A 24,007-nucleotide genomic window follows, 5' to 3' on the forward strand; every position below is an offset into this window, starting at 1 on the left:
TAAAGAGTTAGAAAATTATGTAAGTTATCATATTTTCTTTCCTTGCCTGCTTAATTTCATTGTAAAATGCAACATTTATTGATTTTATGCAGCGTATGGTATGTTTATGTATTAAGCACCATAGCTATTCAAAATAACAAAAATCTAAGTTTACTTAATCACTCACATATTCTTTAATTATGGGAAAAGATTTATCTAAAGTAGGAACGACTTTTCAATTTTGTGATGGAGGATCGTGTAGAAAAGCTAAAAGTGAACTGGCAGTAAGAGAAGCAAGAGCACATTTACGTAACGAAAATTTATGGGATACTACACACTCAATACGTACTCGTTGTAATGGTAGGTGTGAAGATGCGCCTACATGGATTGTGCAACCAGGAAACTATTGGTATAAAAACGTATCGCCAGAAAAAGCAGTAGAAATTGTAGCTTCTCATACCAAACAAAATAGTCCAGTTTCTGAGTATTTATTATTTAAAGATGGTGATGAGGTGTTGCAAACAGAAAATGAAAAAACAGTAGCACCCGTAGTTTTTAAATCAAAGAATGATGCTGAATTTGGAGAAAACTTAGTAGCAAGATCTTCAGCATCTGATCAATACATTTATCCAGTGTTTAAAAAGTTATTTAGTTTTGATAGTGGAGTAAGTGTTTTATATAATGACAAAGAATATACAATTACACAAAAACATTCGGTAAGTTATGCCGATGATTTTGATGTGGAAGTAATAGGAAATGAAATTGAATTTAAGTTAGCCATTGGTCCTATTACCAAGGCAATGGAAAAAGAGGTAGATGCAACTATTTTAGAAAGAAAAGTAGGAGTTGCAGAAGTAATTTGGTTAGAAAATAATTCAACATATAAAAGTGCCATTCGTTTAAAAAATAGAAAAGGGAAACATTTAATAACCGTTTTCATTGCTAAAGAAAATACCGATATTTGGCGCTACATTTTAGAAGTCTATTTAGGAATGGATGTAGAAAATCCAAGAATACTACATGAAGCATAAACAAATAAGCATACTAGGTTCTGGTTGGTTAGGTTTACCACTAGCTAAAAGCTTAGTAGCAAAAAGATATACAGTTAAAAGTTCTACTACTACAGCAGAAAAAGTAGTAGCACTGAATGAAGCAGGATTACGAGGCTATTGTTTTAAGTTAGGTACAGATGAAGGACAAAAAGTATTGTCTGATTTTGTAGCGGAGAGTGAGATTATCATTGTTAATTTTCCTCCGAAACGAAAAATAGTAGATATTGAAAAGGTATATCCAACACAAGTACAACAATTATTATCAGTAATAAATAATACGCAAAAGGTTATTTTTATAAGCTCAACCTCTGTGTATCAAAATACCAATAATACTATTGATGAATCGTTGGTAACTCAACCAGAAAAAGCTTCAGGTAAGGCGGTATTAGCAGCTGAAAACTTATTAAGAGATCAATTAAAAGACCGATTGACTGTTTTACGATTATCAGGATTGATTGGTTATGATAGATTGCCTGGTCGTTTTTTAGCAACAAAAACAAATTTAAAAAACGGAAATGCGCCTGTGAATGTAATTCATAGAGACGATTGTATTGGTTTAATTACTGCAGTGATAGCGAAAAATTGTTGGGGTGAGATAATTAATGGATGTGCAGATGAACATCCGCTTAGAAAAATTTATTACACTTTAGCAGCTGAGAGTATTGGATTAACTCCACCAACATTTGCTGATGATACAGCAGAAACTGCTTATAAAATTATCAGTAATACAAAGAGTAAAGAGTTACTTAAGTATGAATATCAACATCCTGATCCGTTAAAATTAATTTAATAATGAGGCACCCTATAGCTATTATTGGAGCGGGACCGGGAGATCCTGAATTATTAACTGTAAAAGCACACAAATTACTGGTTGACGCAGATGTAATTTTACATGATAATTTGGTTTCTGATACGATTCTTGATTTGAATACTACTGGTGAACGAATTTATGTAGGACGTAAATTTGGAGATGCTAGTGATCAAAAAGATAGACAAGATCGTATTAATGAGTTATTATATGCCCATTATTTAAAAGGACAAAAAGTAGTTCGATTAAAATCGGGTGATCCTTATATTTATGGAAGGGCAGCTGAGGAAGCACGTTTTTTAATAGAAAAGAATGCTGAGTTTAATGTAGTTCCGGGAATTTCTGCAGCCATAGCAGCAGCCAATATTTGTAATATTCCAATTACAGAAAGAAATCATTCGAATGCCATGCTTATTTGTACAGCGCATACAGCAGATTATTCTTTTGAACAATTAAACGGAATAGCTCATATGCTAAAAGCGGGAAATACTATTTCTATTTATATGGGATTGAAAAGTTTACATAGAATCATTCCGAAGTTATTAGAAGTTTGTAAAGATGAATCTATTCCTGTAAACGCAATTTCTAAGGTTTCTAGAGATCAACAAACTTTGGTAACTGGAAATTTAGGAAATATTGAAGAAAAAGTATTAGCAACAAACCTACAAATGCCAGTGGTATTTATCATTGGAGCAACACCTATACAACCTAAAAACAACTAACAGATGAAGGAAGGAATTTTATTATGTGGTCATGGAACACGCAGAGAAGCAGGAGTAAAATCATTTAAAAGATTGGTTGGAATTTTAAAAGATCGTTATCAAGATAAATATGAGGTTGATTATGGTTTTTTAGAATTTAATCACCCTACATATGAAGCTGCTGTTGAGCGTATGTACTTAAATGGTATTCGTAAAATATATGCGTTACCTGTTATATTGTTTGCTGGATCTCATGCAAAAAATGATATTCCTTATGAATTAAATACGTTACAAAGTTATCATGACGATTTAACGATTTCAATGGGTAAACACATTGGAGTGAGTTCTTTTTTATTGGATTTATCGTTAAAGCGTATTGAAGAAACTGAGAAAAATTTACCAAAGGTAGATCGAAAAGATACTTGCTTAGTGGTGGTTGGTAGAGGTACTACAGATCCTGATGCTAATAGTGATGTAGCTAAATTAACAAGTATGTTGTGGGATGGTATGGGATTTGGTTTTGCCACTACAGCGTATAGTGGAACTGCATATCCGAAGATTGATGAAGGTTTACGTATGGTTGATAAATTAGGTTTTAAACGAACAATAGTAATTCCGTTTTTCTTTTTTACTGGTGTACTGTTAGAGCGAATTTATAAGCATGTTTCTGAAATGAATGAAGAATCTGAGAGAGAATATGTGTATACCGATCCGTTTGGAGCTGATGAACTGATTTTACAAGCTTTTGATGAACGTTTGCATGAAGCTAAAAATGGAATAGCCAACATGAACTGTCAGTTATGTAAATATAGAAAGCAGGTGATTGGTTTTGAACAAGATCAAGGAAAAGAGCAAATGGGGCATCATTTAAATGTAAAAGGAATTCTGTTTGAAGAGGACGAAAAACCAAACGAAAAACAAAATACTTTTGGTAATAAGATTAAAAAGATTCTAGGAATTTAATGATTTTGAGTGTTTAGTAGGTAGTACAAAGTATTCAGTACTGAGCCTTTCGAATATCGCTTAAGACTTGCTAAAGTTGAGAATGGTTTTGTAAATTTAAATGTTTTTTCCGTTGGAATTTATTTTTTATATTGAGCAATCCAGCATCTTATGTACATGCTTTCTATTTTTTTATTAGGATGATAAACTGAGTAGATAGTGTTAGCACCATCAGAACAAGTTTTGTCATCGTATTCGTCTGGATTGGCATTCCATTGTTTTTTTAATTTTAGTTTATCATAGATGATCATCAAGTCATTATAAATATAGTATTTCTCCTTCTTTAAGTTTGTTCTATGTTTTTTGTATTGTATTTCGCGTATTTTTTTACCATTTGTTTTTCCTAATCGATACTTGATTAAAATTTCGTCATTATACAAACGAACATATACTGCTGGTCCTCCACTACTCATAAAATCATAACTCTCAACAATTATAATAGGATTTTTAGGGTGTTTTTTAGCTAACTCGATTATATCATTAATGTATTTCTCTCTGAATAAGAACTGCATATCTAATTCCTTAGACATTGATTCTTTAACTGCTCTTTGAGAATTATTAATTTTTTTATTTAAATATTTAGCAGAAGAACAGTTGCTTAAGATTAATGATGTCAGAATAATTAAGCAATACTTTTTTAATTTCATATTCAATTTTAGCATAAAGGTTTAAACAAATATATAAAATACTCAATCCTCAATTTTAATTACTTTTCCAATAACATCTTTTAGCGGAATCCAGCCATTTATTTTACCAAGGTTATTACCTATTAAGACTTTGTCTTCTTGAATTTCTTTAATAAGATGCAATAAATAATTTCCTTTCCATTTTATAAAGGCAATATCATCTATTTCAATGTTTTTCGGATCAATTTTTATAATTGTAACTAATTGACCACTTTCTATTTTTCCTTTCATAGAATTTCCAAGAGGTCTTATTTTACACTCTTCTGTTTCAGATAATTCTTTCAAAGCATCTTTAACCCATCCCATATTTTCAATATTTAATAAGTGCCAAAGTAAAGAAGAAATAAAACGTTACAAAAAAAACAGTCCGAATAAAATTTACTTTACGTAAAAATCACTCGGACTGAGAGGTAAGGGTTTTTTAGAAAACTGTTAGATAAAGATTACTTCCAGGTAACAATATCTTCTATATTTCTTCTTGTTTTTGGATGCGCAGGTTCTGCTTTTCTATATCCAAAAGCAACCATAAACGATAATCCGTATTTAGTGGTATCTACATCAAATTTTTCTTGTAGTAAAGCTTCTACCTTTTCTTGATGAAAACCTTCAATAGGACAACTATCAATTCCTGATAAAGCAGCAGCGGTCATCATATTACCTAACGCGATATAAGTTTGCTTAGATGCCCAGTCAAATAATTTTTTATCAGTATCTAAATTAAAATCACGCTCTTGAAATTCTCTATAAAACTTTGAGTACATTTCAACAACATCTTCAGGCAATTGCTTTACTTCTTTCATCATGTGATCAATGTAATCAGTATCCCATTTAGTCATAGGAGCTTTCATACTTAAACCTAAAATAAAGTGACTCGCAGTATCAAGTTTTAAAGGAGCTCCCCAAGCTACAGGCTTCAGTAATTCGCGTAATTCTTTATCTTGAACAACAATAAAATGCCAAGGTTCAAAACCAAAAGAACTTGGTGATAAGTTCGCTATTTTTAATATAAAATTAATATCACTGTCACTTAACTTTTTTGTTGCGTCAAATTCTTTAGTTGCGTGTCTGTATTTAAATGCATTTATGATTTCTTCCTGAGGAATGTTAGGTGTCTTCATTATAAATTTTAAACTATAGTTATTATAGTATCAAAATTAAGTATAGTTATTTATATTTGCAATAACGATCAAAAAGGATAGTATAAAAATAATATAGAGTATGCATACATTTAAAGGAAAAGATTACCCGTGTTGTACAAGTTTAACTATGGGAGTAATAGGAGGTAAGTGGAAGTGTGTAATATTATTTTACTTGTCTCAAGAAACGTTAAGATACAATGAACTTCGTAAGAAAATGCCTAAAGTAACAGAGCGTACTTTGAGTTTGCAATTAAAAGCATTAGAGGAAGACGGAGTGATAAAAAGGAGAGTGTATACCTCTAAACCGCCTTTAAAAGTAGAATATTCATTAACAGAGTTTGGTGAAACTTTAAAGCCTTTGGTAATCTCTATTGCAGAATGGGGAGATTATGCAGTGAAAAATTATTCATAGATAACACTCATAAAATTGTAATATAAAACCACTATTTTTAAAAGAAGTTAATTAGACTTCTTTATAGATTTTACTAATTTTTTCACCTGTTTTGCTTTTAAATTCGGAGAAAGTCCGGCTAAATAATCTCTGTATATTACTTCACCAGTTTTACTATTGGTTATTTGAAAGAAGCCTTCTGTATTATTCTGATGATATCGAGCATAGTATAACTCTTCATCATTAATTATTTTATGACTTAATTTTTCAGCATCAATAATTTCATAGTCAAATTCATACTTTTCAAAAATCTTCTTTAAACGTTTTTCTTTAACTGTTTCAATATCTTTTTGATGAATAAAATCAGTTAGTTTTAATCCAAGATGTTCTGGTATATATAGTTTTTTAGTACTCAACTCTTTTAATTCAGGTAAGTAATCATCTTTGTACATTGAGTAAGATTCACCAGAAACTAATAGGTTGTTGACTTTTTGAAGGTAGTTTTTTAAAAAACCAGGCTTGTAGTTATTGAAAATGTTTTTTGAATAGATTAAATGTTTAAAATTATCTTCATTCGCATAAAAATCTGGATTTTCAATTACGGTATCGCTAAAAGATTTATAATCTAGTGAAAGATATATTCTAGCTATTCGAATTCTATTATGATCAAGAATGTCTTTTATTTTACTTTTCTTTTTCTTGTTATTTTTAAGTTTGGCTAATTTCTTTTTTACTTTGTCAACATTATAAATAAAAGTATCTAAGTTTAAATATAAAAAATCAGAGCCCAATTTACCATCAGCTTTATAAACAGGTTTATTAATAGTGTTGATATCAACAAAAGAGTATGAGTCACATAAATAATTATGTACATCAAAATCTTCAATATTTACAATTACATAAGGAGTTACAGACCAAGATTCATCTAAAATCTTTTTATATACATCAGTTTCATAAGCATTAGAAAGAATAAAAATGGTCTTAGAATTTTTAAAACGCTCAAAATTTTCTTCACTAACTTTTTCTAAACCTCCGTTGTGAGTTTCATTTACAGAGATTTGTGAAAAAACGGATACGCTAAACAAAAGAAATATAATAGCTAGGGGAGTTCTCATAAGTTGCGTTTTAAAATTAAATAGTATAATAAGTTACTGATTTTTAGCTGAAAAACAAAGCATATTTCGTTAAATGGTATTATAAACGGTATGAATTGTAATTTTTTTTAATAACAGAGACTACATTTATAACGAATTAGCTTAAAATAATAAGATATGCTTCAAAAATTAGATAGAAATACAATAGAAACAGGTGGTTTTCATGGAATTGTTCAGAAAAGATTAATAGTGAATTCACAGTATGGTCCTCGTATGGGAGTTACAACTAGTACTTGGGAAGGTGTAGGTAATTTAGTGTATTTGGCTGATTCATGGTTTGGTAGCGGAGTAGGTACAGGATTACATCCTCATAAATTTATAGACGTACTAACTTTTGTTGTTGAAGGAACTTTAGATCACGAAGGATCTTTAGAGCATGGAGTGACTTTAGAAGCGTTGGATTTTCAAGTGCAAAAATCGGGTAGAGAAGGTTTTATGCATAATGAAATAAATAAGAAAGAACCTACTACTAGAATGTTGCAACTTTGGTTATTACCTGAAAAACAAGAAGTCAAAGCTGATTTTAGAGTTCATAAAATAACAAAAGGATCTGTTGTAGAAGTATATGGAGTACAAGATGGTAATAGTACTCAAATAGAGGCAGGATATTTAAACAACGAAACTTACACAACTCCAAAAGATAGTTTGGTATATATTGTAAAAGGAGCAGTGCAAATTCAAGATGAAATAGTTAACGAAGGAGTTTTAATCGCTGCCAATACAGAAACGATGATCATTGAGGACGAAGCTGTATTCATTGTGGCGTACAAGAAGTAGATCTACAGAAAAAATAGCTCCATAATTTTTTCTTTCACCATACAAAGCTAAAATATTCTATCCGTCTTTTCAATTGTTTATATGATTAAATAATTGTTAAAAAAAAATAAAATTCGTATATTACATAGGTGTGCTTTTAAAATATATCAACCATGTTCAAAAAAATCCTATTAATAATGTTTTTAGCTTGTGTGGCTAAAACGTTTTCGCAGTCAAATGAAACCTGTAATACCCCAAATGATGCTCCTGTTTTAGATTTAAACAGTATAACAAAATGTTCGATAGAAGATTCTGAGGATAAAGAGAAGAAAAAGATAAAAGTAGAGGTAACCTCAAGAAGAAGGGTTGTAAGAAAGAGAGATACTGTTTCGGGAATCGTGACAAACGATTATTCTCATAAATTAGCTAGTATTAAAAAGAAAACAGATATTATCAATAAAATTGACTTAAATAATTCTAAAAACTTTAAAGTTGTTCCTTTTAATTATGTAGATGAAATTCCGTTGTTTAAAAAATGTGAAAAAACGGCATTAACAAAGCAAACAAAATGCTTTATGGAATCAATGGCATCTCATGTTAGAAAACATTTTAAATATCCTTCAAAATCTTTTGAAGAAGGCATACAAGGTAGAGTTTTGGTACAGTTTAGAATACAAACAGACGGTAGTATTGGTAAAATAAATATTATTTCGCCTTATAAAGGAGAAGAATTAGGAGCTGAAGCGGAGAGAATTATAAGAAAGTTACCAAATTTTATTCCAGCAAAGCATTCAGGAAGAGAGGTAATAGTAAAATACGGCATACCAATTACATTTAAAATACCAGGTGTTAAACAAACAAATATTAGAACTAAAGCAGCAAAAGCTAAATTAGATAATTCAGGAGTTTTTGAATTTGTTGAAGTAGATAAATTACCAAAGTTTAAAAACTGTACAGCGAATGATTTAGATTGTTTTAATAAAGAATTAGTAAAACATATTCAAAGTAATTTTGCATATCCAGAGGATGCTGTTAAAAGCAATATTGAAGGAAATGTAACTGTAAGTTTTATTGTAAATAAAAGAGGAGAGGTAATTAATATTAAAGCAAAAGGAACTAATAATGCAAAGATATTAGAAGATTCTGCAATAAGTTTAGTAGCTAAGTTGCCTAATTTTGTGCCAGCTATTAAAAACGGAAGAGCTGTAAATACAAAATATACTTTTCCTGTAGCATATAAATTAGATTAACTTTTTTGTAAAAAAGTTAATAAAAAGAAATCCCTTACTTATTTAAAACAAGTAAGGGGTTTCTTTTTATTGCTACAATATTATAACACAGGATCAGCATAAAAATCAGCCAAAGAATTGGTGTATAAGAAATCATCTAAAGTCATTTTCCAAAAGTCGATTTTTGTCGGATTTTTACTTCCTTCAGGAACTAACATTAAACCACTTTTATCTGCTATTATATGAGCTTTTTCGGTAGTGTTTAAATGTCTTTGATCTAAACTAATATCAAAATAGTATAAATAATCATATACAAATTCGGTATACTCTCTTTTAGATACTTCTTCTAAACTTTTCATAACCAAATTATCGTAATCATTAGTTATTGCATTTTGTAATTCTACAGCATTTAAAGGAGTATTGTCTAACATTGGCATAATGTTATATTGACCATCTAAAAAGATCCATTTTTTTAATTCTGTTGAGTAAACTTCAGTAGCTACATGTCCTGGAGAACCTTTTCTAGCTTCTACATCTTTTGTTTTAAGATAAATAGTTCTGGCTTTAAAACCAGCATTCTCTAATTGCGATTTTAAAACAATAGCATAAGCAAAACAAGGAAAGTTCTTTCCTTCACTAGCTTCATTTAAAATAGTAATAGCATCTGATTTACTTGGAGAAACATTGCCGTTGTGTTCCCATCTATTATTTGTCCAATTTAAAACACTCAAAATTTTATCTACATCAGATGATTTATTTGCAATTACTGATTTTATAGGATATTTTTCTTCCAATTCCTTTAAATAAGGCACATTATTATTTTCTGTGTACTTAACAAATAACGATTTGTTTTTGTTTGTTTTGTTAAAAGAGATGGTTTCTCTAGGGAAAGTTTCACCAGTAATAGCAATGTACCCGTAAATTGAATCATTATACTGGGCATAAAATTCATAGGTCTTTTTTTCTTCTATTAAAAATGAAATGCTATCCACATCAGATTTAAACAAAATAGGCTCTTGTTTACTTAAACAACTTATTTTTAAAGAATCTTGTTGATTGTTTTTTTTAATCACCCAAGCGCCATTAAACCACATATTATTAAATTTAAGATCTATCGCATTCTTATTGGTTTTTAAAACAGGTAATCCTTTATAAGTTTCAGTTTTATTGGTACAGTTAATTAAAAAAACGATTAAGAATGCGTATAGAAATTTTTTCATCATGTTTAGTTTATATTTGGTCAACCAATTTATGAAAAAAACTTATGATTGCCGTTTGATTATTGTGTGTTTAAATTTTTCTCAAGTAAATATTACCACTAATTGTTTTTAAACGTAAAGAGGCAGTTCCATTTTTAACTTTACCATTAATTTTATTTTCTACTGAGTATCGTTTTTTTTCACCAAAATCAATATCTAAATTAGAATAAACAGTACCAGTTAGCGTTTGTGCTTTAAATTTAGCATCAGCCACATATACATCAATATCGCCACTAATAGTCTTTAGTTTCATGTTTTCGGAATGCTTTTTCACAGTAATATTCCCGCTAATTAAATCTAAAGTTAGTTTTCCTTTATAGCTTAAATTATTCACATCACCAGAAATACTCTTTACTTTTAAATGAACATTTTTAGGTATATAAATTGTATAATCTACAATTACTTCATTATGAGCGTAATTACAGCAATCTTCATTTTTATTAGTAGTAGTGATTATTGTTTTATGTTTTTCAAAGAAATCACCATAGTCAGACTTTATCAAATAAATGTTTCCTTTTTGTTCACCTTTTAATGAAAAATATTCATTGTGCTTATTATCATTTAAATTGGCTGAAGCTTTTACTAAAACTTCTTGTTTATCCCAATTTTTAATTTGAATATTTTGTGCAAATTTTACGTTTACTTCTACAGTTTCAATACCAGAAGTACTGTTTTTAAATTCAGTTTGTTTTTGTGCTGTTAGGTTACTATAAGACAATAGTATTCCTATGAAAAAAAGTATTCTTTTCATTTTAAATAGTTTAAGTTAAATGTTTTTTAAGAAGCTAGCTTATTTTTTGCGTAGATATATATTACCTAAGTTCGATCTTAGTTTTATTTGTACCCCACCATTGTTTAAAGTACTTTCAATTCTTTGTCTTCCTCTAACAGCTTTTAAGCCATCTTTTTTAGGTGTTTCAATTTCAAAATTGGTATAAAAAGTACCACTGGTTTTTAGTTCTAAATTTGCTTTTGTAACAGCAGGCATGGTAACATCTATTTCGCCTACATTAGAGTAAATAGTAATTGGAGAACTTTGGTTTACTTTGGTAAATTCAACATTTACATTTCCGGTGTTTGCATTAACCGTAATTGGACCAGTTACATCTTTTAGTTTAATAAAACCAACATTGGTAGAGGCTTCTATTTCTGAAGTTAAACCGATTACTTCAATGGCTCCTAAATTAGGGGTTTTAAATACAACGTTTATGTTTTTAGGTAAAGACATAAATAAACCATGACGTTTAATATGCGATTTTAAATCGACGATGTTCAATGTCTTTCCTTCCTTTTCTATAGAAAAACCTAATCCGTTAGCATCGTCTTTACCACCAGGATATATTGCGGTTAAACCTTTTGTTTTTTCGGCTAATTTTTTGCTGCGTTTTTCGTTATAATGATGTTTTTTGTGTTCTGTTTCACTTTCAGAAATGCTTAATTCATTTCCTGAAGTTGCAGTAATTTTAATTTTGGTGTCTGTTTCTATTTTTACGGTGGTTATGCCAGATAATTTATAGGTAAACTGATCTGATTGGGCATTTATAAGTATTACTAAAAATAGTAAAGCGGTTGTGATGATTTTTTTCATGATATTATTTAAATTAAATTAGGTATGCTATACGCTAATTCTTGTTTGACATAGTTTGGAGTTTCTTCATTTTCTAACAGTTTTTTCATAGGAACGAGCGCTCTTTTTTCCTGAATATCTGCTAAAATTTGTATCAACTCTATTTGAACTGATGGTTCTTGTTCTGTTTCTAAGGCTTTTATAAATGAATCTCTTACTTTTTCTATGGTTGAAAATCTAACAAGAGCTTCAACAGCGGCTAAACGTACATTGCTGTTTTTATCAATAAACATTTTATTAATTAATGCATCAATAATTCTAAAATCATCTGTAGCAGCGGTTGTTGTTTTTGAGATGGCTAAAATTCGTTTACTAGCAGATTGATTTTCTAATAAAGCAAGTACTTCTTGTTGTTGATTATCATTAGAGGTGTCTTCACTGTAATTTGACATTTTTCCTAAAAAGAATGCTCCACATACAATAGCAATACTAGCAGCAATTCTTAAAAACGATTTCCAATCATTTTTAGGGTGTAACTCAACAACAGGAGTTTCTAAACTCTTTATTTCTTCAGCTAATATATTTTCGAAATTAGCTTTTAAATTATTGCTAGGTGATTCTTCTTCAACAGTGTTTATAACAGATAAAAAAGACTTTATTTCTTCTAATTCTTGTTTACAATCATCACACGAATCAATGTGTAAACGAATTTGTTCGTTTTCAGCATCTGACAGCTCTTGCATTGCATAAGGCATCAATAATTCCTTTATTTCTGTACACTCCATCTTTCTGTTAGTTTTCATTGCTCACTGTTTTTACTGATTGAAAATAAATTTCTTTTAACTTTTTTAAAGCTCTATGAGTTTTAACTTTTACTGCATTTGCTGAGCTATCTAATATTTCAGCAATCTGTTCGTATTTTATTTCCTGAAGTTTGTTCATTACAATTAACTCTCTATCCTTATCGTTGAGTTTTAAGAGTGATTTTTGTAAATGCTCTAACTCATCTTTATTGTTACTAGTAAATAATACTTCTTCAGAACTTGTAATATCGTCTTCAATTAAATTGACTCTTTCTTTTTTCTGTTTTTGATAATAGTTTGAAAAAATATTTCGTGCAATGGTGTAAATCCAAGAAGTAAAATTACCTTCTTTATAAGAAGTTCTGTATTTTAAAACTTTCATAAAAACCTCTTGAGTTAAATCTTCACTCACCATTTTGTTTTGAGTCATTTTGTAGAAAAAATTATATATTCTTACATGATGTCTATCAAACAAAATGGATAGCTTTTTTAAGGCTCCATTAGCAACTGCTAACATTATTTCTTCATCAGTTATCTGTTTCAAGTTATTTGATAGTTTTGATTAGTTTCTATTATTAAAACCAGCTTTTTTTTAAAAGGTTACATTTTAATTTATCTTTTTTAAAAATAAATAAAATGAAAGAGTCAGTTGTCTTATGTAGAGTTGTATTCTAAAAAAGAAATAAAGTCTGTTACCAATTCTTATTCTTAAGTTAAGAAAGAAGAGGAGGGAAGTGAGGTAAAGTAAGAAAAGGAATTAAAAACTCCAGCCAAATAATTCAGCAATAAATTTAATAACGAAAGCAAAAATGATTAATGCAATAAAACAACCTAAACTAGAAAACAAATTATTTACATCATTTTGAAGTTTACTTTTCTTCTTTTGAGTTGGAGTACTAATTTTTTGTTTTGGCTTTTTTATAAAATAGCTTGGTTGAGCACCACAATTAGGACAGAAATCAGCAGAACTAGATACGTCAGATCCGCATTCACTACACATAACAATCATAATAGAAGACTTTTTATGATAAATGTAAATTATTTCGTCTTGTTAAAAAATATATTTAACAATTCCAGTGTTGTAATTTTACGTTTAAAAAAGAAGGATTTTTACAAATTATACGTTTTCAATGATTGATTTTACTACTTTTTCTAAAGTGATAATTTCATTACAGGTGACAGTATTGGAGGTTTTTATAAAAATATGGTCATTCAAATATTCTAAGGAATAGTTTTTCTTAGGTATAAGATTGATTGCTTTTGTAACAAGATTTTTATTCTCACTTTTAACCAATTTTGTTAACAAATGATCATCGAAAATTTTATGTTACTCTGTAATAAAATTTAAAAGTGTAGTATGATTACTGATAATTAGCTTTGCTGTGATGAAGCCAAGCAAATAATAAAAAAAGATGCTAAGTTTTTTCCAGAGGATTTTTGGAATCTCTTTGAAGTTTATGTTATTATCTTTTTTCCATAATGTAAAAACAATTACAGGGAGAGAAATAAGAAAAATGACTAAATAGCCAAATAAAAAATAATTCAGGATTTCCATAGTACTAGCAATTTTTTAACTCACACAAAGTTATAGAATTTTTCATAACGTTTAAAATAGGTGCTTGAACACTTTCAAGCACCTATTAATAGTATTGTTAATTTTTATCGATAATTAAAGCAGGAATATCTAAAGATTTGTAAAGAGTATTATAACTATTCATTTCGGTATTTATAATAGCATCTCTTTCATTTTTATATACTTGCCAGTCATTCATAAGGTCATTAAAACGTTCTTTAGCGCCCTTGGTAACTTTTGGATCAGGTTGGTCTATATAGTTTAATAGCTGGATCAGTTGAGAGTTCAATTTATTATTGAAATTAATAACATCTTGAAACGTTTTTTGTTTCTCTTGTATTAAATTTTCCTCCCAAGTATTGATGCGTTTTTGTAAAGCTTTCCCCTTTTCAATCAGTTCTTTTGCTTTATCATTTTCTTTTAAAAGTTTTGCATAATGATTCAATTGCTTTTTAGCTGAACGCATTTGATTTACAGATGTATGCATGTCTTTTAGAACGTTTTCAATACGAACTAATATTTTTTGTTGCTCAGTGAAATCAGTAGTTGTCGATTGAATTGCAGGATTTGATAAAATAATAGCTTCGGTTGATACTGTTTCACCATCTAAAGAAAGCTTTAAAGTATAATTTCCAGGGGAAACATTACTTCCAGAAAGTCCACCAAAAACAAAAACTTTATCAATAGCAGGAATAGCTTCACGTTTAAAATCCCAAGTAAACCTATTAAATCCTTTCTTTGAAGGTAATACTTGAGGTTTAGAAGGACCACCTGGCCATGATTTAAATTTTTTCGGTTTTTTGTTAGTGTATTTTCTAATTACTGTAGCCCTTTGTAAAACTTCTAATGTTAAGTTTAATGTATCAATGTTTTTAGGTAAATAATAATCAAAAGTTACTCCACTTTTAGGATTCGTTCCTTGTCCTGTGGCTTTAGAAACACCTCCAAAAATTCGATACGTAGGTTTAGGTGTAAATATTTGAATATTTTCTTGATTGGAAGTCATACTTTGAAGAGAGCCTAAATCATCCAAAATCCAAAATCCACGACCAGACGTAGCAGCTACCAAATCATTATCTTGAATTATTAAATCGTTAATAGCAACTACAGGTAAGTTCAATTTTAAACGTTGCCAAAAAGCTCCATCATCATTAGAAACGTATAACCCCGTTTCAGTACCAGCATATAATAAACCTTTTCGTTTTTTATCAGCTCTCACAACTCTAGCAAAACCATTAGGATCATTTAACCCTGTAACAATTTTTGTCCACGTTTTACCGTAATTAGTTGTTTTAAAAACATAAGAATTTAAATCTAAAGATTTGTACCTCATAATTACCACATAAGCGGTTGCAGGATCATGCTCTGAAATATCAATACTATTTATAATACCGTCAGAAATACCTTTAGGAGTAATGTTTTCCCAGCTAGCACCTCCGTTTTTAGTAATGTGTAACAAACCATCATCACTACCAGCATACAAAACACCTTCTTTATGTTGAGATTCCACCAAAGTAGTAAGTGTATTGTAATTTTCACCTCCAGCAGCTTCATTGGTATACGGACCACCACCAGGACCATGTTTATCTTTTTCGTTTTTTGTTAAATCAGGACTAATAGTTGTCCAGTTAATACCGCCATTAGTAGTTTTAAAAACAACATTTCCTGCATGGTAAATTGTTTTTCTATTATGTGGAGAAGAAATAATTGGAGCATTCCAATTGTATCTATATTTAGCATCTTTTGGAGCTATACTTAAACCTAATTCAGGGTATTCTTTTATTGATTTTTGTGCTCTAGATGCTCTGGTCCATTTACTAATATTTCCTTGATAGGTCCCTCCGTAAACCGTTTCAGGATTATCAGGGTCAAATGCAATAAAAGCACTTTCGCCACCAGCCACAGAATACCAATCTTTCCAATCAATTCCTCCATCATTTGTACGACTAGCAATGGCAATGGCTGAATTGTCTTGTTGACCTCCATATACATTATATGGCACTAAATTATCTGTAATTACACGATAAAATTGAGCTGTAGATTGATTTTGTTGTGTGCTCCAACTTTTTCCTCCATTAAAAGAAATATTAGCGCCTCCATCATTAGAGTTGATCATATTACTATTGTCATACGGATTAATCCAAAGATGATGATTGTCTCCATGAGGAACAGGAATGTTGGTAAAACTTTTACCTCCGTCTATCGATTTCATTACAGGTGCATTTAATACATACACAATATTTTCATTCTGTGGATCGGCAAAAATTTCCATATAATACCACGAGCGAGCAATATTCACACGATTACCATTAACTTGTTTCCATTTTTTTCCAGCATCGTCAGAACGATACACACCTCCCTTTTTACCTTCCGCTTCAATCACTGCAAAAACGCGTTCTGGATTTGCTCTAGAAACGGAGATTCCAGATTTTCCAAAGTCTTTTGGTAAACCGGTTTTCATTTGTGTCCAAGTATCGCCACCGTCAGTAGATTTATACAACCCAGAATCTTTTCCGCCTGATTCCATAATCCAAGGATAACGTTGATGTTGCCACATTGAGGCATACAAAATTCTAGGGTTGGTCATGTCCATAGACAAAGAAGAAGCTCCTGTATTTTGATTGATAAATAGTATTTTCTTCCAAGATTTTCCTCCATCATTACTTCTATAAATACCTCTTTCATTGGTAGGAGCATATTGAGCACCTTGTGCAGCTACATAAATAATATCAGGATTGGTTGGGTGAATGATGATGTCTGAAATATGACGTGTTTTTTCCAGTCCTATATGTGTCCAATTTTTTCCGGCATCCATGGATTTATAAACACCATCTCCCATAGAAGTCATTACACCACGTGCTGCATGTTCTCCCATACCTACCAATACAATATTGGTGTCACTTTCTGATACAGTAATAGCACCTACCGATCCTGTTTTAAAGAATTTATCAGAAATATTATGCCAAGTAATACCAGCATCTGTAGTTTTAAAAACACCACCACCAGTAGATCCCATATAGTAGGTATGAGGCTTTCCTATCACTCCTGTTGAGGTAACACTTCTTCCACCTCTAAACGGACCAATATTTCGCCATTTTAAACCATGAAATAAAGAATCAGTAATTTTTAAAATAGGTTCTTTGGTTTTCTTTCTTTTTTTTTGTGCTTCATTGGTTAAAGGCAACAGCAATATGCATAAAAAAACAAGTTTAAGTGTTTTCATGTAGTGGTTTTTAGGTTATTGGTTGTTGTAGCCTTAAAGGTACTTAATTCAATTGAATTTTGAGAGGAAGTCGATAATTCAAGTGAGGAAGTTAAAAAAGAAAGATATATGAAAAAAAACACAAACTTCAGCGCTTTGAAGTTTGTGTTTGTAAGAAATAAACTGTTTTTTAATTAGTTTTTTTGATTTAATTGTTTTTCTATTTTAGAAACTCTGTCTAATAAAGATTTTAAAAGAATATTTTCTTTTTCTAGTTTTTCAATTTTGGAATTTTGTTTTTTTAATTCTTTAATCTCTTTATCTTGAGCAATTGTATAAAGAGTTAACTCTTCTATTTTTTGTAATAATTTAGCATCCATTTCACCTAGGAAAATTCCGTTTTCTTCCACTTCTTTGGCGCTAGGAATGTCTTTTAAATGTCCTTTTTCATTAATGTGATTTTCTACTTCTTTAAGAGTAGGTAATTGATAATCATCGTAAAAAACAAAATCAGACCATGTATTTGCTTCTACTTTTATTTCTCTGGCACCTATTGATCCTTCTACCGCCAACTTGTGAGAGCCAGTAGTTCTGGTACCAATTCCAAATTTACCTTTATGATAGTATATTTTTTCTGTAATTCCACCATCTACAGTTTGAATAAAATTCAAAACAAAAGGATCATCATACTCAACAAAATTTAAATAAGCACTTCCAAGTTCATAAGAAGTATAAATTTTACCACCATCAGCATGATCAGTTCCTACTTTAAAAGCATTTTGAAGACTACCCTCTGCACTAATATCTAATTTAAAGCTTGGGGTACTTGTTCCAATACCAACATTTCCATCTGATGATATTCTAACTCGCTCTTCACCTAAAGTAGAAAAACCTAGAAAACCTCCAGCACCACTCGACCCTCGGTAAAAAGAAATAAATCCATTTCTTTCATCAGTATCGTATTTTAAACCTAATCTAAAAGACTCAATATTAGCTGGTTGTGTTGTAAGGGTTTTAGTGTATAAAGAGAATTTTTCTTCATCAGCATTGGCAAGTATTGCTCCATATGAATTATTGCCATTATTTATATGTAAATCTGCTTTAGGGTTTGAAGTACCAATACCCACATTATTTGTAAAAACAGTGTTTAAAGTTCCTCCTGTTCCACTTTCATATGTTCCAAATTTTGTTCGATGTTCATGAACAGTTTTATTAGGTGCTTGTCCAGTTGGTAATGGGTTAATAGTTATTTCACTACTCAAAGCTTCTACAGTAAAATAGTATTTGGCAGCACTAGGACTATCACTTTTGTATGACATAAAATAATTACCATTATCATCGCTTTCTATTTTTATAACACCTTGTGTATAGGCACCTGCAGTTGTTTTTATGAACACATCTTTATGGTGGTTCACAAGTATTTCAGCTGTAAAATTCCCAACATGACTTGCTCCATGACTGGTAGCACTTATTCTTACATTAGATGCTAATTGACCACTTTTAGTTGTTATTTGATAAATTTTAACGTAGTTGTTTGAAATATTGGTGTTAAAATAAATTTTATCGGAAGTGTTTATTTTTGAAGAAGAATGATTAGCTTTTTTTAAGTTATTGTCAGCTTTTAAAGATAAACCTAATCCCATCATAGTAATGACAGCAATTTTAAGTTTTGTTTTCATAATAATTTAAATTTATAATTCTGCAAAACTATAAATTAATAAACTACTGTACAACTACTTGTTTTATTGCATAAAATAGATCCATATAATCAATAATTAATGAGAGTTGAGAGAATCTTTAGTAGATAAAGATTGGTTATATTTTTTTCAACGAAATAATAAATATCATGTAGATCAGAATCAGATAAATTAGGAAAAGATTCCATTAAACCCCATCCTTGTTTTCTCAATTCAATAGCTATACTATCTTTATCGTTGTACATTTTTATTGAATTTCTGGTGTATTTATAAAGCCATTTTTGATCTCTTCGTTTAGTTATTCCACCTAAAGCAGGAGCAGTCATTATTTTGTCCATATCTATAGAATGACAAGAAGAGCAATAATTCTTTTCAAATAATTTTTTTCCTCTGTTAAATAAACTATCATTTTTTGTGATAGTATTTGTTTTGTTTTTAACAGAATAGTTTTCTTTTTTCTTGTTGGTATAAGTAAAAGTCAAAGTTAGAATTAGAGCAGAAGAGTAAAGTGTTTTTTTAGCTTTATTCATAACCTTTATCAAATTACTTTAATCTATTTTTTAAACTCTTAATAATAATGTAGAGAGATATTATTACAGAAGGAATTAAAAGTAATATTCCTAAAAGTTGTAATAAATGAATTAAACAACCATCACTAGCACATGGCTCACTTCCTACAATAATAAGTTGTACGGCAAATATTGCAACTACAATATTAATAAGAAGAAGTATCCAACTGATGATTCTGTATTTATTCATTTGATTGTTTTATGTTGATGGTTTTTATTAGTTTTAGTGTTTGATATTGAATTGATTGAATTCTGTTTCAATACCAAGTATAAAACCTATTTTATCACATATCTTTCTGCTAGTTTTCGTTAATTCATATATTATTTCATCTTCAGTTTTTTGAATAATTCCTGTTGGATTCACAACAAACATTTCATATTTATTCCCATATATATCTTTGCAATAGACTACACACATATATCTATATACCTTCTGATGACCATTATCACCTCCTGCTATATGTTCCTTTCTACTATCAATTATTAATGAATCTATTTCTTTAATTTTTAAAGTTTTAGATTTAAAGCGATTTATTTTTATAATGAATTGGTCCTTAGATCTGTTATATTCTATAATCTTATTGGTTGGTTTTGCATAAATACCAATAAGTTGCGAAATAAAAATAAAGAATAGAAAAGCAAAAAAGACGATTAAAATCAAATCTCCAAAACCTGAAAAATTATACAGCTCAAAATAAATAAAGACTACAAGTACAAGAGCGATTTTTATGGTTAAATGAAACGTGTGAAAATATTCAGATTTGCCTATCTGATATGAGAGTGAAAAAGTAGAAAAGTTATTTTTCCATAAGAATTTACCAATTCTTTCAGCCATTTTTTATTATTTGCTTTGATTTTTTTATATCCAAATTTTGATATGCTATTTAAGCGTGTTTTAATTATTGTTAACAGCTTCGTATAATCGTAAGCTGTGTTTATGAATTGTTGACGGTAGTTTTTATTTTTTCATTCCTGTATTCTATATGATATTCTATTTCCTTATTTTCAATAACTGCTTCAAATGGTTCAGGTTTTATTTTTATAGATGTTGGAAACCAAATATCTTTTAAGTTATAGTTTGGTAAAAGAAAAATTCCTTCTTGTGAACCATTTGTTCCAAATCGATTAATATCTCCTTTCCAATATTCCGTTTGTAATTCAGTTTTAAGTTGGTCATTTGTCTTTTTAACATTGGCTGTTGGCATTCCCATTTCATTTACTCCTAAAACTTTTGAAATATCAAATTCGTCAGAATCATCATTATTCAAATCATATCTTACAATGAATTCAGCTATATTTCCACTTGCATCATAAAAGTAAAAAGAGTCAGCATTCCAAGAGTCAAAGTTTTGAGTTTTTCTACCATTTCCAATATTTATAATTTCAGTTCTTTTTTCCATCCATTCTAAAGCTTCGTTTAATTTATTTGAAGGAATTAAAAAACAATAATGATATTTATATTCTCTTTCCGTTTTCTCGAATGATAATTCACTCCAACCAACTTTTATAGAAAAATAATTAGTGTTTTGTTCTAAAACTTTAAATCCTAGAGTCTTTGAGTAAAAATTTAATTCTGATTCTAATTTATTAGTATAAAGTTTTAATTTTTTAAATTTCATAGTTTAATTTATTCGGTTTTTTAATTACTGCTAACGTTTAATATATGTGTCGTAGTAAAGCAAAATGTTATCCCTGCTTTTCAGTGTAGTGATTACTAACTTTTCTTTATTGATAGTACTGTACTACTGCAAAATTACCAAATAATCTACTTAGTCATTTAGCTGCTATGATCACATATATGTTATCGTACAATATTTTTTATTTCCATAAGTGCTCATTTTCATCAAGCCATTTGTCTGCGAATTCATGTGGTTTAATAATATTTAAGAATTCTGAAAAAGAACTACTGATAACTTGTCCGTTTTTTATTAATTCAGAAGCATTACTTCCACAATCATGGTAGATGTATATAACCGTTGGATTTTGCTCTTTAGAGTTAATATAGAAACCATCTCCATCTTTATTGGTATTCTCCGCTATACAGATATAATTTTGTTTAATAAGTTCAGCCCCTGGGAATTCTTCTTTTGCTATTGATTCGATATTCTCAATGCTGTTGAATTCAGTATTCATATAGGGAAGTTCGCTTTGATTTTTATTTTTCAATGATTCCCATCCAAAATTAAAAGGAATTCCAATTTTTAGTTCCGCAATTGGATATTCAGTCAATAACTCGTCATACCAACCTGGAATTTTTTTTCTGACTTTTCGTCTGAATTTTTGAAAAATACTTTGTTGAGTTTTATATCCAATATTGGTCAATTCAGGATGTTTTTTGAATAAAAGTTCGATATTTTCTCTGATTTCTTTTTCCAATTTAGATTTTTCTTAAATGTTGTACAATGTAGAGCTAAACACAATTGTGTTTATTCCCATTATATCATGGTATAAATGTAGCTATTTAAAACAAACATAACAATGAATATTAAAAAAAGCAATGCACAATAGCTTTAACTTTCAAAATAAGTTTTTTAGTTATTGTCTTATCTATAAAACTGATCTACATACAAATTTGCATAGCTTCTAATAATCATTCATTCAGATCTTTTAACGATCACGAATTATGTGTTGTTACTTGAAAGGATTTAAGTAGAAAGTGAATTTATTTTAAAAACTATTGATGAGTAGAGGAGAGTTTGTGGAGAAGAAAATTAATAGAAGACCTCGCAAAAAGCGAGGTCTTCTATTAAAAAGATTTTTTAAGGTAGATGAGTCCTAAAAATAGGTAAATTGACAAGTTCCTTGACTAAACCTATTTCTTTTCTTACAGTAAACATCTGGCCATCCAAAAGTACCTCCAAAAGCAGAACAATCTGCATTTGTTGTACAAGCCTGACCTATTATAGGAAGTTGACCTCCATTAATTTCTTTTTGCTGATTTTTCGTAAGAGATTTCCCTAAGTTTTGAATGTTTTTTTTCATTATAATAGTTTTTAAAAGGTTGTTTTTGCTTTTGTTAAAAGCATTCCTTTAAATATACTTATTTTATTTTAATAAAATATTCACAACTATTGTTGACGAAAATATTAAGAGTACGATTATTTTTATTTTGAATTAAAGTAATGGCTACACATAAGAATAATAATAGATTTTCATGCATTTATTGTTTGTCGTTTATTTTATAAATTCAATATTTTTTTAGATATTAAACCGATATTATTTTATTGTAATGGAGTTAGTAATTATTCTTGTAAAAATTCATAAGGTGCTCCAACTATTGATTTAAGAATTTCGTGTTGATGGTTTTCGCTATTAAATAACTCAGGATTATTTTCAATCTTTAATAAACATAAATCAAAAAAAGAAGATAAATTTTCTGCCAGAACTGGCATTAAAGCTTCATCTCTACCAAAAATGATAATTTGCCCTTTTTTACCTTGAATATCAGGAGCTAAATCAATCCCCAAATAATTGCCACCTCCATCTGTAAAAACAGGTAACCATTTGTAATGAAAGTATTTCAATAAAATTGATTTGGGCGGATATGATTTAAATTCCATAATTGTATCCCAATCTTCATTTTTACGAATTATCTCATATTTATAATCTGAAAATATTTTGAATTCTAATTCATCCCAATTGTCCGTTGCTTTTTCTATTTCATAGAGTTCTCCACATAATTTCATAATATCATCAGTCTTTTGTCCAATTTCAATGATGATATTTGAGTCTGAATTGTTTTTATATAAATAAGGACCTCCAAATGAGATGGGAGAGCAATTAAACTCTATTCTATCCCAAGATTGAAAATTATTTTTAAGTTCTTTAAAATGACTAACAATCTTATCAAGAATCAAGTTTGATTTTTTGGGGTTCTCTAAAGTTTTTTTTTGGGGTTTAATATATCTTCTAGATTGTTTTAGCTGAGAAATAATTTCAGAAAGATCCATAAATTCTAAACCTAAAAGGATACCTGTTTCTTCACCAATTTCGCCATTAAATCTTGAATATAATTCAATAAATTCTTTGGGTAGCTTTTCTTCTAATAGAGCTTCTATATTTTCAAATAGACTTTTATCTGTCTTTTCACTTAATGAATTAGTAGGATAATTATAGTTGTTTAATGTCCAATTTTGAATTTTTAGTAATTTATCAGTTAAAGTCATTTATTAAGAATGTTACTATTATTACTGCTAACAAAAGTCTAACCACAATTGTTTAGCCTTATTATACGTATATAAATGTAACTATTTAAAATAAACAGCACAATGAGAAACTTAACATTCAAATCCTTTTTGAGTATCTAAAAGACTATAAATTTTCAAAAAGAAAAAGTAAAAAAGACAAAATATGCAAGTCGAATAGAGAAGACAAATCAAACATTTTAACACAGTAGTAACATGAACAGACTGCAGCAAAAAGAGAGAGAAAACATCATTT

At 29.3% G+C, this 24,007-nt stretch carries 26 protein-coding genes; 7 read left to right on the forward strand and 19 right to left on the reverse strand.

From position 1 onward, the window contains the following. The first annotated feature begins 179 nt into the window (after positions 1-179). The 4 genes from EYW44_RS04650 to EYW44_RS04665 are packed head-to-tail and all read left to right on the forward strand — an operon-like array spanning position 180 to position 3,503. Entirely contained in the window at positions 180-1,010 is an 831-nt protein-coding gene (locus EYW44_RS04650) for a (2Fe-2S) ferredoxin domain-containing protein (RefSeq protein WP_132722510.1), read from the forward strand. Beyond that, positions 1,000-1,821 (forward strand): SDR family oxidoreductase, encoded by an 822-nt coding sequence (locus EYW44_RS04655; protein WP_132722511.1) that lies wholly within the window; start codon positions 1,000-1,002, stop codon positions 1,819-1,821. Before EYW44_RS04650 ends, EYW44_RS04655 begins: the two co-directional genes overlap by 11 nt. 2 nt (positions 1,822-1,823) lie before the next feature. Next, entirely contained in the window at positions 1,824-2,561 is a 738-nt protein-coding gene (gene cobA, locus EYW44_RS04660) for a uroporphyrinogen-III C-methyltransferase (RefSeq protein WP_132722512.1), read from the forward strand. Between the two features lie 3 nt (positions 2,562-2,564). Continuing rightward, complete coding sequence (locus EYW44_RS04665) at positions 2,565-3,503, forward strand: sirohydrochlorin chelatase (RefSeq protein WP_132722513.1); 939 nt, start codon at positions 2,565-2,567, stop codon at positions 3,501-3,503. Between the two features lie 119 nt (positions 3,504-3,622). Here EYW44_RS04665 and EYW44_RS04670 read toward each other — a convergent pair whose 3' ends face one another. The 3 genes from EYW44_RS04670 to EYW44_RS04680 form a co-directional block, all read right to left on the reverse strand. After that, positions 3,623-4,189 carry a hypothetical protein gene (locus EYW44_RS04670; protein WP_132722514.1) on the reverse strand — a complete coding sequence of 189 codons (567 nt, stop codon included), beginning with the start codon at positions 4,187-4,189 and terminating at the stop codon, positions 3,623-3,625. A gap of 42 nt (positions 4,190-4,231) precedes the next feature. Then, positions 4,232-4,534, reverse strand: a complete 303-nt coding sequence (locus tag EYW44_RS04675) for a hypothetical protein (RefSeq protein ID WP_132722515.1) — start codon at positions 4,532-4,534, stop codon at positions 4,232-4,234. 137 nt (positions 4,535-4,671) lie between these two features. Continuing rightward, entirely contained in the window at positions 4,672-5,346 is a 675-nt protein-coding gene (locus EYW44_RS04680; RefSeq protein WP_132722516.1) for an NAD(P)H-dependent oxidoreductase, read from the reverse strand. A 100-nt stretch (positions 5,347-5,446) separates the two neighbouring features. Between EYW44_RS04680 and EYW44_RS04685 the strand changes: the two genes are divergently transcribed. Continuing rightward, positions 5,447-5,779, forward strand: coding sequence for a winged helix-turn-helix transcriptional regulator (locus EYW44_RS04685; RefSeq protein ID WP_132722517.1), 333 nt, complete (start codon positions 5,447-5,449; stop codon positions 5,777-5,779). Between the two features lie 47 nt (positions 5,780-5,826). Here EYW44_RS04685 and EYW44_RS04690 read toward each other — a convergent pair whose 3' ends face one another. Beyond that, complete coding sequence (locus tag EYW44_RS04690) at positions 5,827-6,873, reverse strand: hypothetical protein (RefSeq protein WP_132722518.1); 1,047 nt, start codon at positions 6,871-6,873, stop codon at positions 5,827-5,829. A 156-nt stretch (positions 6,874-7,029) separates the two neighbouring features. On the opposite strand from EYW44_RS04690, the gene EYW44_RS04695 reads away from it, so the two are divergent. Both EYW44_RS04695 and EYW44_RS04700 read left to right on the forward strand, forming a co-directional pair. Beyond that, positions 7,030-7,689: a pirin family protein gene (locus tag EYW44_RS04695; protein ID WP_132722519.1), complete on the forward strand. Its 660-nt coding sequence runs from the start codon at positions 7,030-7,032 to the stop codon at positions 7,687-7,689. A gap of 152 nt (positions 7,690-7,841) precedes the next feature. Further along, positions 7,842-8,918 carry an energy transducer TonB gene (locus EYW44_RS04700; protein ID WP_132722520.1) on the forward strand — a complete coding sequence of 359 codons (1,077 nt, stop codon included), beginning with the start codon at positions 7,842-7,844 and terminating at the stop codon, positions 8,916-8,918. An 80-nt stretch (positions 8,919-8,998) separates the two neighbouring features. Here EYW44_RS04700 and EYW44_RS04705 read toward each other — a convergent pair whose 3' ends face one another. The 15 genes from EYW44_RS04705 to EYW44_RS04775 all read right to left on the reverse strand — a co-directional run bounded on the left by EYW44_RS04705 (position 8,999) and on the right by EYW44_RS04775 (position 23,733). Next, positions 8,999-10,117: a transglutaminase domain-containing protein gene (locus EYW44_RS04705; RefSeq protein WP_132722521.1), complete on the reverse strand. Its 1,119-nt coding sequence runs from the start codon at positions 10,115-10,117 to the stop codon at positions 8,999-9,001. 70 nt (positions 10,118-10,187) lie between these two features. Further along, entirely contained in the window at positions 10,188-10,907 is a 720-nt protein-coding gene (locus tag EYW44_RS04710) for a DUF4097 family beta strand repeat-containing protein (RefSeq protein ID WP_132722522.1), read from the reverse strand. Between the two features lie 39 nt (positions 10,908-10,946). Continuing rightward, a complete protein-coding gene (locus tag EYW44_RS04715) occupies positions 10,947-11,744 on the reverse strand; it encodes a DUF4097 family beta strand repeat-containing protein (protein ID WP_132722523.1) in 798 nt (265 codons plus the stop codon). Positions 11,745-11,752: 8 nt separating this feature from the next. Next, the gene (locus tag EYW44_RS04720) at positions 11,753-12,526 is read right to left on the reverse strand and encodes a HEAT repeat domain-containing protein (RefSeq protein WP_132722524.1); all 774 of its coding nucleotides are present in this window, start codon (positions 12,524-12,526) and stop codon (positions 11,753-11,755) included. Next, complete coding sequence (locus EYW44_RS04725) at positions 12,516-13,070, reverse strand: RNA polymerase sigma factor (RefSeq protein ID WP_132722525.1); 555 nt, start codon at positions 13,068-13,070, stop codon at positions 12,516-12,518. The genes EYW44_RS04720 and EYW44_RS04725 overlap by 11 nt, the downstream gene beginning before the upstream one ends. 213 nt (positions 13,071-13,283) lie before the next feature. Further along, positions 13,284-13,535 (reverse strand): zinc-ribbon domain-containing protein, encoded by a 252-nt coding sequence (locus EYW44_RS04730; RefSeq protein WP_132722526.1) that lies wholly within the window; start codon positions 13,533-13,535, stop codon positions 13,284-13,286. Positions 13,536-14,178: 643 nt separating this feature from the next. After that, complete coding sequence (locus EYW44_RS04735; protein WP_132722527.1) at positions 14,179-17,322, reverse strand: VPS10 domain-containing protein; 3,144 nt, start codon at positions 17,320-17,322, stop codon at positions 14,179-14,181. A 173-nt stretch (positions 17,323-17,495) separates the two neighbouring features. Next, positions 17,496-18,980: a hypothetical protein gene (locus tag EYW44_RS04740; RefSeq protein WP_132722528.1), complete on the reverse strand. Its 1,485-nt coding sequence runs from the start codon at positions 18,978-18,980 to the stop codon at positions 17,496-17,498. 89 nt (positions 18,981-19,069) lie between these two features. Continuing rightward, positions 19,070-19,528, reverse strand: coding sequence for a c-type cytochrome (locus EYW44_RS04745; protein WP_132722529.1), 459 nt, complete (start codon positions 19,526-19,528; stop codon positions 19,070-19,072). Between the two features lie 13 nt (positions 19,529-19,541). Then, complete coding sequence (locus tag EYW44_RS04750) at positions 19,542-19,757, reverse strand: hypothetical protein (RefSeq protein WP_132722530.1); 216 nt, start codon at positions 19,755-19,757, stop codon at positions 19,542-19,544. A gap of 33 nt (positions 19,758-19,790) precedes the next feature. After that, positions 19,791-20,402, reverse strand: coding sequence for a hypothetical protein (locus EYW44_RS04755; protein WP_132722531.1), 612 nt, complete (start codon positions 20,400-20,402; stop codon positions 19,791-19,793). Between the two features lie 100 nt (positions 20,403-20,502). Then, positions 20,503-21,186, reverse strand: coding sequence for a VOC family protein (locus EYW44_RS04760; RefSeq protein ID WP_132722532.1), 684 nt, complete (start codon positions 21,184-21,186; stop codon positions 20,503-20,505). Between the two features lie 199 nt (positions 21,187-21,385). Continuing rightward, positions 21,386-21,943, reverse strand: a complete 558-nt coding sequence (locus EYW44_RS04765) for an SMI1/KNR4 family protein (RefSeq protein WP_132722533.1) — start codon at positions 21,941-21,943, stop codon at positions 21,386-21,388. Positions 21,944-22,342: 399 nt separating this feature from the next. After that, the gene (locus EYW44_RS04770; protein ID WP_132722534.1) at positions 22,343-22,549 is read right to left on the reverse strand and encodes a hypothetical protein; all 207 of its coding nucleotides are present in this window, start codon (positions 22,547-22,549) and stop codon (positions 22,343-22,345) included. 260 nt (positions 22,550-22,809) lie between these two features. Continuing rightward, the gene (locus tag EYW44_RS04775; protein WP_132722535.1) at positions 22,810-23,733 is read right to left on the reverse strand and encodes an SMI1/KNR4 family protein; all 924 of its coding nucleotides are present in this window, start codon (positions 23,731-23,733) and stop codon (positions 22,810-22,812) included. Between the last annotated feature and the right edge of the window lie 274 nt (positions 23,734-24,007).

The organism is Tenacibaculum sp. M341, assembly GCF_004337695.1.
Taxonomy (GTDB): Bacteria; Bacteroidota; Bacteroidia; order Flavobacteriales; family Flavobacteriaceae; genus Polaribacter.

Excerpts from the sequence above, each read along its gene's own strand:
- EYW44_RS04650 (WP_132722510.1), top strand. The coding sequence starts at position 180 with ATGGGAAAAGATTTATCTAAAGTAGGAACGACTTTTCAATTTTGTGAT.
- EYW44_RS04655 (WP_132722511.1), top strand. The coding sequence starts at position 1,000 with ATGAAGCATAAACAAATAAGCATACTAGGTTCTGGTTGGTTAGGTTTA.
- cobA (WP_132722512.1), top strand. The coding sequence starts at position 1,824 with ATGAGGCACCCTATAGCTATTATTGGAGCGGGACCGGGAGATCCTGAA.
- EYW44_RS04665 (WP_132722513.1), top strand. The coding sequence starts at position 2,565 with ATGAAGGAAGGAATTTTATTATGTGGTCATGGAACACGCAGAGAAGCA.
- EYW44_RS04670 (WP_132722514.1), bottom strand. The coding sequence starts at position 4,189 with ATGAAATTAAAAAAGTATTGCTTAATTATTCTGACATCATTAATCTTA.
- EYW44_RS04675 (WP_132722515.1), bottom strand. The coding sequence starts at position 4,534 with ATGGGATGGGTTAAAGATGCTTTGAAAGAATTATCTGAAACAGAAGAG.
- EYW44_RS04680 (WP_132722516.1), bottom strand. The coding sequence starts at position 5,346 with ATGAAGACACCTAACATTCCTCAGGAAGAAATCATAAATGCATTTAAA.
- EYW44_RS04685 (WP_132722517.1), top strand. The coding sequence starts at position 5,447 with ATGCATACATTTAAAGGAAAAGATTACCCGTGTTGTACAAGTTTAACT.
- EYW44_RS04690 (WP_132722518.1), bottom strand. The coding sequence starts at position 6,873 with ATGAGAACTCCCCTAGCTATTATATTTCTTTTGTTTAGCGTATCCGTT.
- EYW44_RS04695 (WP_132722519.1), top strand. The coding sequence starts at position 7,030 with ATGCTTCAAAAATTAGATAGAAATACAATAGAAACAGGTGGTTTTCAT.
- EYW44_RS04700 (WP_132722520.1), top strand. The coding sequence starts at position 7,842 with ATGTTCAAAAAAATCCTATTAATAATGTTTTTAGCTTGTGTGGCTAAA.
- EYW44_RS04705 (WP_132722521.1), bottom strand. The coding sequence starts at position 10,117 with ATGAAAAAATTTCTATACGCATTCTTAATCGTTTTTTTAATTAACTGT.
- EYW44_RS04710 (WP_132722522.1), bottom strand. The coding sequence starts at position 10,907 with ATGAAAAGAATACTTTTTTTCATAGGAATACTATTGTCTTATAGTAAC.
- EYW44_RS04715 (WP_132722523.1), bottom strand. The coding sequence starts at position 11,744 with ATGAAAAAAATCATCACAACCGCTTTACTATTTTTAGTAATACTTATA.
- EYW44_RS04720 (WP_132722524.1), bottom strand. The coding sequence starts at position 12,526 with ATGAAAACTAACAGAAAGATGGAGTGTACAGAAATAAAGGAATTATTG.
- EYW44_RS04730 (WP_132722526.1), bottom strand. The coding sequence starts at position 13,535 with ATGATTGTTATGTGTAGTGAATGCGGATCTGACGTATCTAGTTCTGCT.
- EYW44_RS04735 (WP_132722527.1), bottom strand. The coding sequence starts at position 17,322 with ATGAAAACACTTAAACTTGTTTTTTTATGCATATTGCTGTTGCCTTTA.
- EYW44_RS04740 (WP_132722528.1), bottom strand. The coding sequence starts at position 18,980 with ATGAAAACAAAACTTAAAATTGCTGTCATTACTATGATGGGATTAGGT.
- EYW44_RS04745 (WP_132722529.1), bottom strand. The coding sequence starts at position 19,528 with ATGAATAAAGCTAAAAAAACACTTTACTCTTCTGCTCTAATTCTAACT.
- EYW44_RS04750 (WP_132722530.1), bottom strand. The coding sequence starts at position 19,757 with ATGAATAAATACAGAATCATCAGTTGGATACTTCTTCTTATTAATATT.
- EYW44_RS04755 (WP_132722531.1), bottom strand. The coding sequence starts at position 20,402 with ATGGCTGAAAGAATTGGTAAATTCTTATGGAAAAATAACTTTTCTACT.
- EYW44_RS04760 (WP_132722532.1), bottom strand. The coding sequence starts at position 21,186 with ATGAAATTTAAAAAATTAAAACTTTATACTAATAAATTAGAATCAGAA.
- EYW44_RS04770 (WP_132722534.1), bottom strand. The coding sequence starts at position 22,549 with ATGAAAAAAAACATTCAAAACTTAGGGAAATCTCTTACGAAAAATCAG.
- EYW44_RS04775 (WP_132722535.1), bottom strand. The coding sequence starts at position 23,733 with ATGACTTTAACTGATAAATTACTAAAAATTCAAAATTGGACATTAAAC.